Raw genomic sequence first — 14,599 nt, 5'->3', positions numbered from 1 at the left:
CTTTCTGTTGTCAGACAATTCAAATAGTTTGACATTTTAATTTTTGCAAAAAAATGAGACAACAAACCAGACACCATAAAGATGCCGGATTGCAGTCTCCATTGACTTGCTTTTAATATAGTTCTAATTTTAACCACAGGATATGCTCATGTCAACACTGTTTTTTATAAAAAACAATCACATAGCCAGATAGGACATGATGCCAGCAACGGTCTTTGCGTCCTGAATACGTCCTGAGTATATCTCCTCTCTCAGCCATTCAGGACTGTATTCCTTAATCTCTATATCCTCATCCGGATCGAGATCCTGGCCCTTTGTCCTTACGACATCCCTGGCCAGATAGACATCTATGAACTCATTGCAGAAGGCTACTGTCGTTTTCAGAGAAATAAGCTTCTGCCAGTTATCCGTGGTATAGCCTGTCTCCTCGCCCAGCTCCCTTTTTGCTGTTATAAGAGTATCCTCAGTAAGAGAATCCCTCTTGCCTGCAGGAAGCTCAAGAGTATAGCGGTCCAGGGCTGGACGATACTGGCGGACCATTATGATCTGTCCATCCTCTGTGATAGGCACTACACATGCAGCCCCCATAGGATGCTCTACAAAGTCCCAGTTCTCAACCCTTCCGTCCGCAAGCTTTATCTGGTCCTGATAAACATTTACTACTGCTCCAGTATAAATGAGCTTTCTTCCTATCCGCTCAGGATGCTTGTCCATATTGACTCCTTCTAAATAAATAAAAAAGAGAAGAACATGACCTGTCCTTCTCTGTTTCTATCCCTTAACTGATATGCTGCATTAAGGAAACACCAGACAATTAGTTGTACTTACGCTTTCTGGCAGCCTCAGACTTTTTCTTACGTCTGACGCTTGGCTTCTCATAGTGCTCTCTCTTGCGGATCTCCTGCTGGATACCAGCCTTGGCACAATTACGCTTGAATCTGCGAAGTGCACTGTCTAATGATTCGTTTTCTTTAACGATAACGCTAGCCACTCTTGCTCTACCTCCCTCCAGTGTTGGGATTGTGAAAACTCACGCAAATAGTATTTTACCACTACTGCAACAAATGTCAAGTCCTATTTAATGGCTGAGATAATTATATTCGTCCACAAGCTCTTTCGGAGACTCTATGCCTTCCTTTTCGAACCTCTTTAGAGTAAGGGCAATTATACGCCTGTCTCTGGCCTCGTGGTTGTTGAACCTCTCTATGAACTGCTTGTACTGAGGATTCTCCTTCAGAAGCTCCTTTGAGCGGCCCGAAAACGGAGCATACTTAGCCAGAATCTCCCTTGGTATCTTTAAAAGACGCAGCGATCCATTGCTTTCGAAGCGGATATAGTCCGAATAATCCGCGACAAATACTGCCTTGAAATTATTGTTGTATTTCTTCAGCTCGTTCTTGATTCTCTCCTTTATATCGGCTGTGATCTGGCTGTTCTTCCTGTAGAACTGCAGATAATCCGTATATTCAGCCGTAAGCGATGGATCTCTCATATCATTCCAGTGGATACCCTGCTCTGTCTTGCACATCTCCCAGCGGAATTCTCCGCACAGCCTTGTCATGGCAGAAGAAATATCCTCGGACATGATTATAGGAAGAAGCATCCTGGCTTCGGACTGTCTTCTCTTCCCCTCTATCTCCTGCCAGAGTGCGAATCTTGATCCCATCACAGGCATCAGGATAAAGTTGGGTAAAAACTGCTTATGAACAGGCAGCTGGGTGATATTCCTCTCAGGATCCGAATAGATATCATTCCTGTAAAAGATACTGTAGTCCCTGTCTGTGATCTCTGCAAGTTCCTTATAGACCTTGTCGGCGTGGAGATAGCCCTTTTCCATGGATCCGATCACATTTACATCATCGAAGACCGGCTCGAATGCGCTTATCCTTCCGAAGGTCATCCTGTTTCCGATGGTAAAGAGATTACTTATCTCGAAGTGCAGTCTGTTCCTGCCGCTTACCAAAAGCTTCTTATATAGTTCCTCGGTGATATCCCCGCTGTGCAGCTGGTCCTTCAGATAAGCCTGATAGTCCATATCAAACTCATTTCTCGAGGGGTCTGCCTGCATCCTGTATACCCTTGCAAGCCATTCATATGCACACATAACATGGCCCCTTGGATCAGGACGGTAGGATGAAGCAAACCCATACAGGGTTCGAAGCTCCTCCTTTGTCAGAAGTTCCTCATCAAGCAGGCCAAACATAAGGAAGGTCCTGACGTAGACAGGCATCTCCTTCTCTTTTATCGCCTTTACAAGGACCGCCTCATAAAGCGGATAAAAGGCTGAACTTAAATGTCTCCTTATCTTCCTGATCTGGTCGGATATACCATAGCGGTCCTTTATGGACTTGTATTCCCGCATGGCGCTTCGTATATCAGCCGTATCCTCAGGCGACAGTTCTGAATAGACGACAATCTTGTCAAAGATACCCGTAAGGGATGACATATCCTCTCCCTTACCATTGGTGATCGAGGACAGCTTGGACTTCAGGGCAGAATACTCTACCAGAAAACCTGCTGACGCTACCTTAAGCTTCTCCTTATAGCTTTCTACCTCTCCTATCCTCTTCCTTACCTCGTTTATGAACAGGACAGCAAGATCAGCAAGGCTCGCTGAAAGATCTATCCTTCCGGCAAGCAGCTCGTCCTTTCTGCCCTCAAGAGTCATAAGACTCTTAAGGAGCCTGACCTTCCATTCTTCAATACCGGTATCCTCTACAGGCCCTGGGAAAGTACGAAGGGCCTGATAGTCCTTTATCTGATCACCTGTACGCCTGCACATATCAGGATAGGAATCAAACCTTGAGATAAGGTCTCTGTACATGGCCCTGGCGCTGTCTATAAGCTCTAAAAGAGCGTCATAGAGGTTGCAGGTATTCCTTACAGCCTGCTGGGTCATGACCGGAGCAAGCTTTGGATACTCTTTGAAAACCGAATCCAGATCATTGTCCCGAGAATAAGGGCAGGCATAGGTAGAGCAGGCAGTTACTGCCACATAATCGCTGTCATAGCCCTCGTCAGGCGAGACGCCGATCCCAAGGATGCTCCCTGGCAGCAGGGTCAGACTTGCCTCACCTACAACCCTCTCTACCGTTCCCTTGAGAAGGATCATAAGAGAATCTGCTGTATCATTCTTTTTTAGTATGACGGACCCTGCCGTCCAGTTCGCAATTTCTGCCATATTATGATAACTGTTCCTTAAGTACCCTTGAGGCCTCCTTTATGGCATCAGGGATCTTAGAAGCGTCCCTTCCTCCGGCCTGAGCCATATTTGCTCGTCCGCCTCCGCCTCCGCCTACTACGGAAGCCACTGCCTTTATCAGATTTCCGGCATGTGCGCCCTTCTTTACCGCCTGGTCAGATGCCATTGCAAGAAGCGCTACCTTACCGTCATTATCAGAAGCGAGGAAGATGACTCCGTCCTTCAGTTCTTCCTTTATCTGGTCTCCGACAGAACGGAGATCTCCGCCTCCGACACCCTTAAGTGCTTTGGCGTAGAAGCTTACTCCGCCAATATCCTCTATATCATCCTTTATATTTCCGATAGCATCCTTTGCGGCGCTGCTCTTTAAGGACTCATTCTCGCTCTTTAAGGTCTTTATCTCATTGTAGAGAGAATTTACCTTGTCGAGAGCGCTGTTGAGCGGGCTCTTAAGAGCGGCAAGGACCTGATCCATTTTTTCCTCCATGTCCTTGTAGTAGGAAAGGATATTGTCTCCGGTAAGAGCAGTTATTCTTCTGACGCCGCTTGATACTCCGTTCTCGGAAAGGATCTTTATAGCGCCGATCTCTCTGGTATTCTTCACATGAGTTCCTCCGCAGAGCTCTGTGGAGAAATCTCCCATCTTTACGACTCTTACCTTATCGCCGTACTTCTCTCCGAACAGTGCCATAGCTCCTGTCTTCTTGGCATCCTCAAGGCTCATAACCTCAGTCACTACATCTGCTCCGGCATGGATACGCTCATTTACAAGCCTCTCTACCTCTTTAAGCTCCTCGTCAGACATTGCAGAGAAATGTGTAAAGTCAAACCTTAACTCCTTATCATCCTGATATGAGCCGGCCTGCTGGACATGCTCACCAAGGACATCCCTTAAGGCCCTCTGGAGCAGATGGGTAGCCGAATGGTTACAGCAGATCCGCTCTCTTCTCTGCTGATCTACTGACATCTCTACAGGCTCATCTATAGAGATCACTCCGTCAGAAACATATCCGACATGACCTACCCTGCCTCCCAGCAGATGGATGGTATCTGTAACCGTAAAGACTCCGTTGTCAGTGCGGATCTCTCCTGTATCTCCGACTTGTCCTCCCATGGTACCGTAGAAAGGAGTGACATCTGTTATTATCGTTCCCTTCTCTCCGTTGGAAAGAGTCTTTACTATCTCTCCGTATTTCCCGTTTTCTGGATCGACCTCTGAGGTCATACAGCTGATCTTTGCTGTCGTATGAAGAGTATCATAGCCTACGAACTCAGTTGTAATGGTCTTATCTATATCATCATAGACCGTCGCGGCCTTTCCCATGTAATTGGAGGTCTTTCTTGCATCCCTGGCCTTCTGCCTCTGCTCATCCATGGCTGCCTTGAAGCCGTCCATATCTACATTAAAGCCCTTTTCCTCGAGGATCTCGTTTGTCAGATCCACAGGGAAGCCATAGGTATCATAAAGCCTGAAGGCATCCTTTCCTGAAAGGACCTTTTCATTCCTTGATGAGAGATCATCCTCTAGCTCTGAAAGGATAGAAAGTCCCTGATCTATAGTCGCATTGAACTTGTGCTCCTCCTCAGTAAGGACTCTTCTGATAAACTCCTGCTTTTCAAGGAGCTCAGGATATCCGTCGTGGCTCTCACGGATCACCACATCGGCAAGCTTACCCATAAACTCGCCCTTTATCCCCAGCATCCTTCCGTGACGGGCAGCTCTTCTGATAAGACGTCTTAACACATATCCTCTTCCCTCATTGGAAGGAAGGATACCATCACTTATCATGAACGTCGTCGATCTGATATGGTCTGTTATAAGCCTGATCGAAACGTCATCCTTTTCATCCGTCTGATAGGTCTTTCCAGAAAGAGAGCATACTGCGTCTCTTATAGCCTTCATGGTATCGATATCAAAAACGGAATCAACATCCTGCATTACAACTGCAAGTCTCTCAAGTCCCATTCCTGTATCTATGTTCTTCTGGACAAGCTCTGAATAATTTCCATGTCCGTCATTATAGAACTGGGTGAAAACGTTGTTCCATACCTCCATGAAACGGTCGCCCTCTCCACCCATAACGTCCTCAGGGCCATTGCCGTGCTTCTCGCCTCTGTCATAATATATCTCAGAGCACGGTCCGCAAGGGCCTGCGCCATGCTCCCAGAAGTTGTCGCACTCTCCGGTCTTGGGATCGCGATAGAATCTGTATATCCTCTCGGCAGGAACGCCGATCTCCTTGTTCCAGATATTAAAGGCCTCATCATCCTCTCCATAGATAGAAGGATAGAGCCTGTCCGGCTCAAGACCTAAAACCTCTGTAAGGAACTCCCATGACCAGTGTATTGCCTCTCTCTTGAAGTAGTCACCGAAGGAGAAATTCCCGAGCATCTCAAAGAAGGTCAGATGCCTTGCTGTCTTTCCCACATTCTCTATATCTCCTGTCCTTACGCACTTCTGACAGGTCGTCACCCTTCTCCTTGGCGGTATCTCCTGGCCTGTAAAATATGGCTTGAGCGGTGCCATTCCTGCGTTTATCAGAAGAAGCGAATCATCATTGTGGGGCACAAGTGAAAAGCTTTTCATTACGAGATGTCCCTTGCTCTCGAAGAAATTCAGATACATTCTTCGAAGCTCATTTACTCCGTATTTCATGGTTATAAATCTCCTTAAAAAAGTAATTTTACCAAATAACAATTATACTCTTTTTTCAGCAATTCAGTCAATATTGAATATGATATTATCCCGGTCAATCGATATGACCTTGTCCTTAAGCCTTACTATCTGGGGAAGTCTCCTGAAGCTCTCTATTGCCCTGTAATCCTCCCAGCAGCCCATAGGAAAGACAAGATCGCAGTCTACATGGGTAAGGAAATACTCTATCCCCTTGTATGCGCCTGCTCCTATCCGCGGATCGAGAACCACAAAGCCTATATCTATGTGCCTGTTTTCAAGCCCTCTGATCTGTCTCTTGTAGCCTCCTCCATATAGATCCGCATAAAGTCTGTTGCCATCACTATCTACATTCCATACAGACAGGTCCCCGGCATGATAAATGGTAAGCCCGTCTGTCTCTACGATAAAGGCTACACCAGCGTCATTGCTCCTTAGCGTAGTCACCCTGACTCCGTTTATCTCACAGGAGGCATTTGGTCCAAGATACTTTATATTCTGTCCCTGGCCTTTTCCAAGGATCGGCCTGATGTCTGATGAGAAAAAATAATGCGTCTCCCTTTCCTCTGCCCATTTAAGGACCTCTTTTGAAAAATGGTCTCCATGACAGTTGGACGCAAAGACATAGAGAGGCTTGTCCGCCGAAAAGAGCGGCTCCTTGCCGTGAAAAACAGGCTCTCTTATAGCGGATGCCGGAAAATAGTCAAAGACTATCTGTTTCGTATCAGTCTCTACGACAAATGAGCTTTGATGAATGAATGTAACACGAAGCATGTTATCTCCTTATTTTTTCTTAGATGTCTTCCTTTTACCGACTCCGCCATAAGAACCCTCCTTATAGAATCCGGAGGCGTATCTGAAGCACCTAGTAAGCACAGCTCCATTATCCTGTCTCTTTACCACATCAGTATACTGCTTTATGAAGTCACAGAGCTTTCCCATATAGTCCTTCTCGTCTATTTCTGAATCAGCGACCTGTGAAAGCCCTTTTTCCCAGCTTGCAGTAAGGGTAGGATTTAGCATTGGCCTTATGGAATATCCCACAACATAGTATATCATCTCTCCTGTAAGCGTCGGAGTGATCACCTGAGTCTTTTTATTAAGGGACAGATATCTGTTCTTTACCAGCTTTTCAAGTATACCGGCTCTGGTCGCCGAGGTTCCGATCCCGTTTGAGCGGATCTGCTCTCTTAGCTCATCATCCTCTATAAGCGATCCGGCGTTTTCCATCGCAAGTATCATGGAACCCGATGTATAGCGTTTAGGCGGCTTTGTCTCCCCCTCCTTAATCTCAAGTGAGCTAGCACTTATAAGGTCACCTTTTTTTATAGAAGAAAGGCTTTTGTTAGCCGAGCCTGACTGGTCCTTGTTTTTCATGAAAGAATAATTCATGACCTTCAGATATCCCTCGCTCGACAGATATCTGTCATTGGCATAGAAGTGCTCGCTGTAGCTCTTATGATCCTCTCCTGAAAGGGCTGCCTCTGCCTCGATAGCGGTCTTCTTATAGACTGCCTGGGGATAGAATATTGCCAGAAACCTCCTTGCTATAGTCTCATATACCCTCTGCTCTGTAGGATTCAGGCTCTTTAAGGCAGAAAGTCCCTGGCCTGTCGGTATTATGGCATAATGGTCCGTGATCTTCCTGTCATCGGTATATCTGGTCTTTCCTATATTCTTATAGGAGCCGCTAGAAAGGATCTCGTCGCAGAATGATGAAAATGGAGCCAGATTCTTAAGGCCCCTTATGTTCTTATCGATCTCCTTTGCTATTGCAGAAGAAAGCACCCTGGCATCGGTCCTGGGATAGGTAACGAGCTTTTTCTCATACAGTGACTGGATTATAGTAAGGGTCTGGTCAGGGGATATCTTGAAGAACTTGGATGCGTCGTTTTGTATCTCAGCCAGATTGTATAGAAGAGGAGGATTCTTTCTCTCATCCTTTTTCTGGACTGAAAGAACCTTCATAGTAAGGTCGCACGCAGCTATATCAGGCCCTTGGTCAGGTGCCTTGTCGGGAAAAATATCTCTTTTGCAAAGGAGAGAGGCAAGTCCTGTAGCACCAGATCTTTCATTAAAGCCATTTTCCTTATAAAGAAGATCTGAGCCATTATAGAAGGAGAGCTTCTGGCTCCTCCATTCGAGAGCAAGCCCGTCAGCTGTATTTGCTATCAGCCTGTAAAACGGAGTCCTTACAAACTGCCTGATTTCTATCTCGCGGCGGACTACCATCCCAAGCACACAGGTCATGACCCTTCCTACTGCTATGACCTGGTATCTGGTGTTTAGAAAGGATGCCATCCTGTTTCCGTACTTAAGAGTAAGGAGCCTGGAAAAATTGATCCCCATCAGATAATCTTCCTTGGCGCGCAGATAGGCAGCATCTGCAAGTGAATCGTATTCACTTTCAGGCTTAGCTTCTCTGATACCGCGTTTTATCTCCTCATCTGTCTGCGAATCTATCCAGACCCTTCTCTCATCCTTGCCATGGACTCCTGCCATATCACGAACAAGACGGTAGATATATTCTCCCTCCCGTCCGGAGTCGGTACAGACATAGATTCTTTCAACATCATCTCTGTTCAGTAGTCCGCTTACTATTTTGAACTGCTTTTTTACTCCTGAAATAACCTCATATCTGAACTTATCCGGAATAAAAGGCAGGGTGTCAAAGGACCATTTCTTATATTTCTCGTCATAGACCTCAGGGTAGCTCATTGTGACAAGATGTCCTACGCACCAGGTCACAACTGTCGTATTACCCTCCAGATAGCCGTCATGCTTTACCAGATTATCATCAAAAACGGCCGCGAAAGCTCTCGCGACCATTGGTTTTTCAGCTATGAAAAGATTTTTCCCCATACATCCTCCTTTTATTATTGGCGCCGCGGGATAAGGCTCCCGCGACAGACAGTTTTATTTTGCCTCAATATATCCCTTTGCCTTAAGAAGCTCAGCGCAGAGCACAGCTCCACCTGCAGCGCCTCTCATAGTGTTGTGGGAGAGACCTACGAACTTCCAGTCAAAGATAGAATCCTCGCGGAGTCGGCCTATTGTTATTCCCATTCCGTTCTCATAGTTCACATCGAGCCTTACCTGAGGTCTGTCATCCTCTTCCATATAACGGATGAACTGCTTAGGAGCGCTTGGAAGATCAAGCTCCTGAGGAAGTCCTGAAAATGAGGTCATGGCATCGATAAGCTCCTGCTTTGTAGGATTATCTGCAAAGTTTACGAAAACAGTTGCTGTATGTCCATAAAGGATCGGTACCCTTATACACTGGGAGGTAATCTTCATGCAGTCTGAAGGGACTATCTGTCCGTTCTCTACCTTACCCCAGAGACGGAGCGGCTCTCTTTCTGACTTCTCTTCCTCTCCGCCAATGTATGGAATAATGTTTCCTTCCATCTCCGGCCAGTCCTTAAAGGTCTTTCCAGCGCCTGAGATAGCCTGATAGGTTGAAACAACTGCTTCTGTAGGATGGAACTTCATCCATGAGGTAAGGACAGGAGCATAGGACTGGATAGAGCAGTTAGGCTTAACCGCGATGAATCCGCGCTTTGTCCCAAGTCTCTTCTTCTGTGACTCTATAACCTCAAAATGCTCTGGATTGATCTCCGGAACTACCATAGGCACATCCGGTGTCCAGCGATGTGCTGAGTTATTGGAAACGACAGGAGTCTCGGTCTTTGCATAAGCTTCCTCGATTGCCTTTATCTCATCCTTTTTCATATCAACGGCTGAGAAGCAGAAGTCTACGTCCTTTGAAACCTCTTCAACATCGTTTACGTTCTTTACTACTATATTCTTTACAGCCTCCGGAATAGGAGTATCCATCTTCCAGCGGTCCTTAACGCACTCCTCGTATGTCTTTCCTGCACTTCTTGGAGATGCAGCGATCTCTGTCACCTCAAACCAGGGATGATTCTCAAGAATAGCGATAAAACGCTGTCCTACCATTCCTGTTCCTCCGAGGATACCTACTCTTAGCTTTTCACTCATTTTCTTTTTCCTTTCTTATTTCAAAGAATCTATGACCTGCGCACCCTGCGGGGTCATGATTTCTTAGTTGCCTTAACTACAATTTCCTTAAGCTCAAGGCAGCGGTCCTTTACTCTCGGATTCGCATTCGGATTGCCAAGAAGCTTTGAGATCAGCTGGCTTGCCTTGCCATACTCCTTGAAGTGTATAGCCATATTGGCCATAATATATTCTATGCTTACTGTGTTGAGTCCTGTCTCTGTACTGTAGGCCTGGTCAAATCCATCGTAGGCCTGCCTGTAGAATCCGTTGTATTCCTCTATGAGCTCTGCTCTCTTATGCAGCTGCTCAGGAGTATGGTCAGGGATTTCCTTTATCTGGTCACGCCTGATCCAGGCTATCCTAAGACATATAAGTGCCTTTTCCGAGGTCCTGGCATGCTTTGCCATTGCAGAAACAAGAGCAAGTTTGTATCTGTCGACTGCCTCATCCGGAGAATATGTCTCAGGCACATCATCAGAAAGCGGAGTAAACTTGCTACAGACTGCTTCCTTTACCCATCTCATCTGTGTAGCTGAAAGATGCTCGAAATACTTGGTAAGGGCTGCATATCCGCAATGCGGACAGACTATGGCATCGTACTTTATCGTGTCTATATTGTGATAACGAGGACGGGTATCTGCATCCGCTCCTATCCTCTTTACCTTTCCGCTCTTTACTGCAAGCACCTTGAACTTATGATCGCAGATAGGACACTGGACCGACTTCTGCAGAAGCAGATCCTTCTCTGTGAGATCCTCAATGGCAGTCTTCTTTATCTCCCTGCCCTTGGAATCCTTCTGCTGTCCGGGATTCTTTGTGATGTCAAGATCCCCGTCGGCCTTGATCCCGAACTTTTCCAAACCTGATAACAGATTCATTGCAAATCCTCCAAAACTAGTTCTCTGCCGGTAACCTAAACGAGCTCTTCAAGGAAACGATCCGGTTGAAAACAGGCTCTCCCTTCTTCGAATCCTTGCAGTCTACCGTAAAGAATCCGTTACGCACGAACTGGAAGCTCTGATAGGCAGTTGCCTCCTTTACGGAGCTTTCAATATAGGCCTCCTTTACGATAAGAGAGTCAGGATTCAGATTCAGGCTATTATCCTCGTTGTAGACTCCCTTTTCCTCATCGATGATATTCTGGTAAAGCCTTACCGTAGCCTTAAATGCGCTCTCCTTATCCACCCAGTGTATGGTCCCCTTTACCTTTCTTCCATCCGGAGAATCTCCGCCTCTGGTAGCCGGATCATAGGTCGCATGTATCCTTATGATATTGCCGTTTTCATCCTTATCTACACCTGTGCAGGTAACAAAATAGGCATTCATAAGACGGACCTCATTACCAGGAAACATACGGAAATACTTCTTTACGGGTACCTCCATGAAGTCGCTCTTTTCTATATAAAGATGCTTTGAGAATGTGACCTCTCTTTCACCCAGATCAGGATTCTCTACATTGTTCTTTACTGTAAGCTTCTCGCTCGCTCCATCAGGATAATTGTCTATCACAAGCTCTATCGGATCAAGGACAGCCATAATGCGGGAAACCTTTGTCTTTAAGTCCTCTCTGATGCAGTATTCCAGCATAGGATACTCTGCTATTGAATTGGCCTTGCTTACTCCTGCAAGCTCTACAAATCTCCTGATCGATTCAGGCGTATAGCCTCTTCTGCGAAGTCCTGCTATAGACACAAGTCTCGGATCATCCCAGCCATCTACTATACCATCCTCTACAAGCTTCTTTATGTATCTCTTGCCTGTTACCACATTCTTCAGATAAAGCTTGGCAAACTCTATCTGTCTCGGAGGATTCTCGAATTCACATTCCTCTACTACCCAGTTGTAAAGAGGTCTGTGATCCTCAAACTCGAGAGTGCAGATGGAATGAGTGACACCCTCTATCGCATCCTCTATAGGATGGGCGAAATCATACATAGGATAGATGCACCACTTATCGCCCTGTCTCTGATGAGCCATATGAGCCACCCTGTATATGACAGGATCCCTCATATTGATATTTGGCGAAGACATATCTATCTTTGCCCGGATGACCATTTCTCCGTCCTTGTACTTTCCATCTCTCATATCGGAAAATATCTGAAGCGACTCACTTACAGGACGGTCAGAATTCGGGTCCTTTTTACCAGGTTCTGTAAGGGTTCCCCTGTATTCCCTGATCTGGTCAGCTGAGAGATCAGATGCATAGGCCTTACCCTTCTTGATGAGCTTTACCGCATACTCATACATCTGCTCAAAATAGTCTGAAGCATACATGGTCTTTTCCCATTTGGCTCCAAGCCATCTGATGTCCTCCTGGATCGCATCTACGAATTCAGATCTTTCCTTAGTAGGATTTGTATCATCAAATCTCATATGGAACTGTCCATGGTATTCCTGAGCCAGTCCATAGTTCAGAAGGATACTCTTTGCGTGTCCTATATGGAGGAATCCATTCGGCTCCGGAGGAAATCTGGTAACGACATGATCGAAACGTCCGCTCTCTAAGTCCTTGTCAATTTCCTCTTCAATAAAGTTCTTCATTATATGACTCCTTACTATCAGGTCTTATGTACATGAGTGAACAGATGGTCAGAGCAGTACTCATAATTGCCCTTGCATTTGGTACAGAATCTGAAATCCAGCTCTGGATTGGAGATCTCGGTGCGTCCGCATATACAGCATTTATGTATTGGGATCTGCCTGCTCTTGGTAAATCTGGTCTTCGGCTTTTGATCCTCTCTGGTCTGCCAGCCACTGTAGCCTGCACTGTTATAGCGTCTTTTGAAATCATGCTGCCTCTTCCACTGCCTGGGTCCCTTAAGGTTCTTTGTCTGCAGATAGTAGAAGACAAAATTCAGAAGCGATGCTGCTATTGCAACTATCGCAGGGATTCCTGCACTTCCCATCCTGATCGCAGATATCACGTCTATACCGATGAAAACAAGATAGAGATATGCCATCCACTTCATCTTTACAGGGATAAAGAAGTAAAGAAGTATCCTCTCCTCTGGAAAGGTAAGGGCAAATGCAAGGAAGATGCTCAGGTTGATGTAGTCTGTCGAGAAATATGCACCAATCGATATCATCTGGTTTCCGGTGATCCCCCAGGCAGACAGATAGAGGATAAAGGCTGCTATCACAGTGATAAGAAGCCCGCCCAGCATATAAACATTGAACCTGAAGGTACCCCAGACCTGTTCTAAGGCTCTTCCCAGCTGCCAGTAGAAAATGATCATTATGATCGCAAAGAATATATTCTGAGCCGGAGGTATCATCACCCAGGTGATGATCCTCCATATCTGTCCATGAAGGATATAATACGGCTCAAGAGTCATAAGATCTGTCAGGCCATTTCCGAATGCCTCAAGTATGTATCCTATCACATATCCTCCGATGAACCAGTTCATCAGATGAGGTATGGCATAACGGCCCAGCCTGCGTTCCAGTTTGTCTAACATAGCTTTCCTTATAAAAAATAAATCCGCTTATCTAAGCATACTTGTTTCATTATATTTCGTTGATGCTCTCTTGTCAATTATAGCTTGTCTTATATGTCTTCCGATCGGCATGGATACGAGAGCAATGACAAATGTAAAGACTAAGGCAAACAGAGTCATCGCTGCCTTTGGCAGGAAATCAAGAAATCCGTTTACTATATTGATCCCCAGAAGCTGACAGAGGTACATCGGCATCGAAATCTTTCCCAGCCACATGACAAATCCATTCGAGAATTCCTCTCTGCCGATAGTCTGTCCAGAGAAGGCAAGCACTATAGAAAGAGTCATGAACATAAGCACATGAGTCTCGTACTTGGAAGTATACGAGGAAAGGGAGTAGAAGATAGTAAGAGCAAAGCCCGCTATCTCAATGACAGTAAAGATGATCCTGTCCCTTCTCTGAAAATACCTGTGGCTTAAGGTCCTCGCGAACTCGAAGGCACTTGCTCCAAGTGAAAGTTCAGCTATAGCCCTGAATACGCATACATATCCAAAGCCTATCCATCTGTCCTGATCCGCAAAGGTCCCGAAATTGTACTGAAGGACTCCGAGTATCCATAAGGAAACCAGAGGTCCTATAGCCCTTGTATAAAGATAGTAGAACTTCGAGATGACCGGATAGAGCAGGAGCATGGCTATAAACATAGCTGAGATATACCATTCTATCACATCCACATTGGTGTTAGTGAAGCCGAACTTCTGCAGGAAGAAAAATTCCGGTATGGCATTGAAGATGTACTGCATCACATCCTTTGCGCCTCCGTCATATATATCCTGCACTACCACCTTTAGCACCATAAGAGCTATGAAGGGGAAGACATGATAGGAAAATATGCTTATATACTTCTTCAGCATATATCTGATCGTAGTGCGTCCCAGCTCAACCGGCTTTACCAGTCCCAGACGCAAGTTCTTCCTTCGCTTATGAATGGATCTGCCCATCAGAAAGCCTGATACTACAAAGAAAAACTCCACTCCATAATATCCTCTTCTAAGGACCGGCACTGAAAAGTCGCCCAGACTAAGGTGAGAGAACCCAAAGGTCCTGCTGCAGTGAAACAGTATTATGGTAAGGCAGAATACAAACCTGAGCAGTTCAATTTTCCCGTTTTTGTTATAAGTCTTCATATGAATATTCTATCAGAAATCCGCAAATAAATAAAGCAAAAAAGATGAGAGGCCCATCCGCCTCTCACCTTTGCC

The 14,599-nt window shown here is 45.7% G+C and carries 11 protein-coding genes; all 11 read right to left on the bottom strand.

The window, feature by feature from the left end; translation table 11 throughout:
* Positions 1–177: 177 nt before the first annotated feature.
* The 11 genes from ACTNCK_RS03225 to ACTNCK_RS03175 all read right to left on the bottom strand — a co-directional run bounded on the left by ACTNCK_RS03225 (position 178) and on the right by ACTNCK_RS03175 (position 14,524).
* The gene (locus tag ACTNCK_RS03225) at positions 178–714 is read right to left on the bottom strand and encodes an NUDIX hydrolase (protein WP_441080935.1); all 537 of its coding nucleotides are present in this window, start codon (positions 712–714) and stop codon (positions 178–180) included.
* 100 nt (positions 715–814) lie between these two features.
* Complete coding sequence (gene rpsU, locus ACTNCK_RS03220) at positions 815–991, bottom strand: 30S ribosomal protein S21 (protein ID WP_441080934.1); 177 nt, start codon at positions 989–991, stop codon at positions 815–817.
* A gap of 87 nt (positions 992–1,078) precedes the next feature.
* Positions 1,079–3,181, bottom strand: a complete 2,103-nt coding sequence (locus ACTNCK_RS03215; RefSeq protein ID WP_441080933.1) for a hypothetical protein — start codon at positions 3,179–3,181, stop codon at positions 1,079–1,081.
* 1 nt (position 3,182) lies between these two features.
* A complete protein-coding gene (gene alaS / locus ACTNCK_RS03210; RefSeq protein ID WP_441080932.1) occupies positions 3,183–5,858 on the bottom strand; it encodes an alanine--tRNA ligase in 2,676 nt (891 codons plus the stop codon).
* 63 nt (positions 5,859–5,921) lie between these two features.
* On the bottom strand, positions 5,922–6,650 hold the full coding sequence (locus ACTNCK_RS03205) for an MBL fold metallo-hydrolase (RefSeq protein WP_441080931.1): 729 nt from the start codon (positions 6,648–6,650) through the stop codon (positions 5,922–5,924).
* A 9-nt stretch (positions 6,651–6,659) separates the two neighbouring features.
* A complete protein-coding gene (locus tag ACTNCK_RS03200) occupies positions 6,660–8,738 on the bottom strand; it encodes a DNA topoisomerase (protein ID WP_441080930.1) in 2,079 nt (692 codons plus the stop codon).
* 54 nt (positions 8,739–8,792) lie between these two features.
* Complete coding sequence (gene asd, locus ACTNCK_RS03195) at positions 8,793–9,878, bottom strand: aspartate-semialdehyde dehydrogenase (protein WP_441080929.1); 1,086 nt, start codon at positions 9,876–9,878, stop codon at positions 8,793–8,795.
* A 53-nt stretch (positions 9,879–9,931) separates the two neighbouring features.
* Positions 9,932–10,777 (bottom strand): DUF2225 domain-containing protein, encoded by an 846-nt coding sequence (locus ACTNCK_RS03190; RefSeq protein WP_441080928.1) that lies wholly within the window; start codon positions 10,775–10,777, stop codon positions 9,932–9,934.
* 16 nt (positions 10,778–10,793) lie between these two features.
* A complete protein-coding gene (locus tag ACTNCK_RS03185) occupies positions 10,794–12,440 on the bottom strand; it encodes a glutamine--tRNA ligase/YqeY domain fusion protein (protein ID WP_441080927.1) in 1,647 nt (548 codons plus the stop codon).
* Positions 12,441–12,457: 17 nt separating this feature from the next.
* The gene (locus ACTNCK_RS03180; protein WP_441080926.1) at positions 12,458–13,357 is read right to left on the bottom strand and encodes a hypothetical protein; all 900 of its coding nucleotides are present in this window, start codon (positions 13,355–13,357) and stop codon (positions 12,458–12,460) included.
* 27 nt (positions 13,358–13,384) lie between these two features.
* A complete protein-coding gene (locus tag ACTNCK_RS03175; RefSeq protein WP_441080925.1) occupies positions 13,385–14,524 on the bottom strand; it encodes an acyltransferase family protein in 1,140 nt (379 codons plus the stop codon).
* Positions 14,525–14,599 lie beyond the last annotated feature (75 nt).

Origin of the sequence: Candidatus Weimeria sp. HCP3S3_B5 (genome assembly GCF_052064335.1) — a bacterium.
Taxonomy (GTDB): Bacteria; Bacillota; Clostridia; order Lachnospirales; family Lachnospiraceae; genus Weimeria.
This window is presented reverse-complemented; position numbering and strand designations above follow the sequence as displayed.

Excerpts from the sequence above, each read along its gene's own strand:
- ACTNCK_RS03205 (WP_441080931.1), bottom strand. The coding sequence starts at position 6,650 with ATGCTTCGTGTTACATTCATTCATCAAAGCTCATTTGTCGTAGAGACT.
- ACTNCK_RS03190 (WP_441080928.1), bottom strand. The coding sequence starts at position 10,777 with ATGAATCTGTTATCAGGTTTGGAAAAGTTCGGGATCAAGGCCGACGGG.
- ACTNCK_RS03180 (WP_441080926.1), bottom strand. The coding sequence starts at position 13,357 with ATGTTAGACAAACTGGAACGCAGGCTGGGCCGTTATGCCATACCTCAT.
- ACTNCK_RS03185 (WP_441080927.1), bottom strand. The coding sequence starts at position 12,440 with ATGAAGAACTTTATTGAAGAGGAAATTGACAAGGACTTAGAGAGCGGA.
- ACTNCK_RS03200 (WP_441080930.1), bottom strand. The coding sequence starts at position 8,738 with ATGGGGAAAAATCTTTTCATAGCTGAAAAACCAATGGTCGCGAGAGCT.
- ACTNCK_RS03175 (WP_441080925.1), bottom strand. The coding sequence starts at position 14,524 with ATGAAGACTTATAACAAAAACGGGAAAATTGAACTGCTCAGGTTTGTA.
- ACTNCK_RS03215 (WP_441080933.1), bottom strand. The coding sequence starts at position 3,181 with ATGGCAGAAATTGCGAACTGGACGGCAGGGTCCGTCATACTAAAAAAG.
- ACTNCK_RS03225 (WP_441080935.1), bottom strand. The coding sequence starts at position 714 with ATGGACAAGCATCCTGAGCGGATAGGAAGAAAGCTCATTTATACTGGA.
- asd (WP_441080929.1), bottom strand. The coding sequence starts at position 9,878 with ATGAGTGAAAAGCTAAGAGTAGGTATCCTCGGAGGAACAGGAATGGTA.
- alaS (WP_441080932.1), bottom strand. The coding sequence starts at position 5,858 with ATGAAATACGGAGTAAATGAGCTTCGAAGAATGTATCTGAATTTCTTC.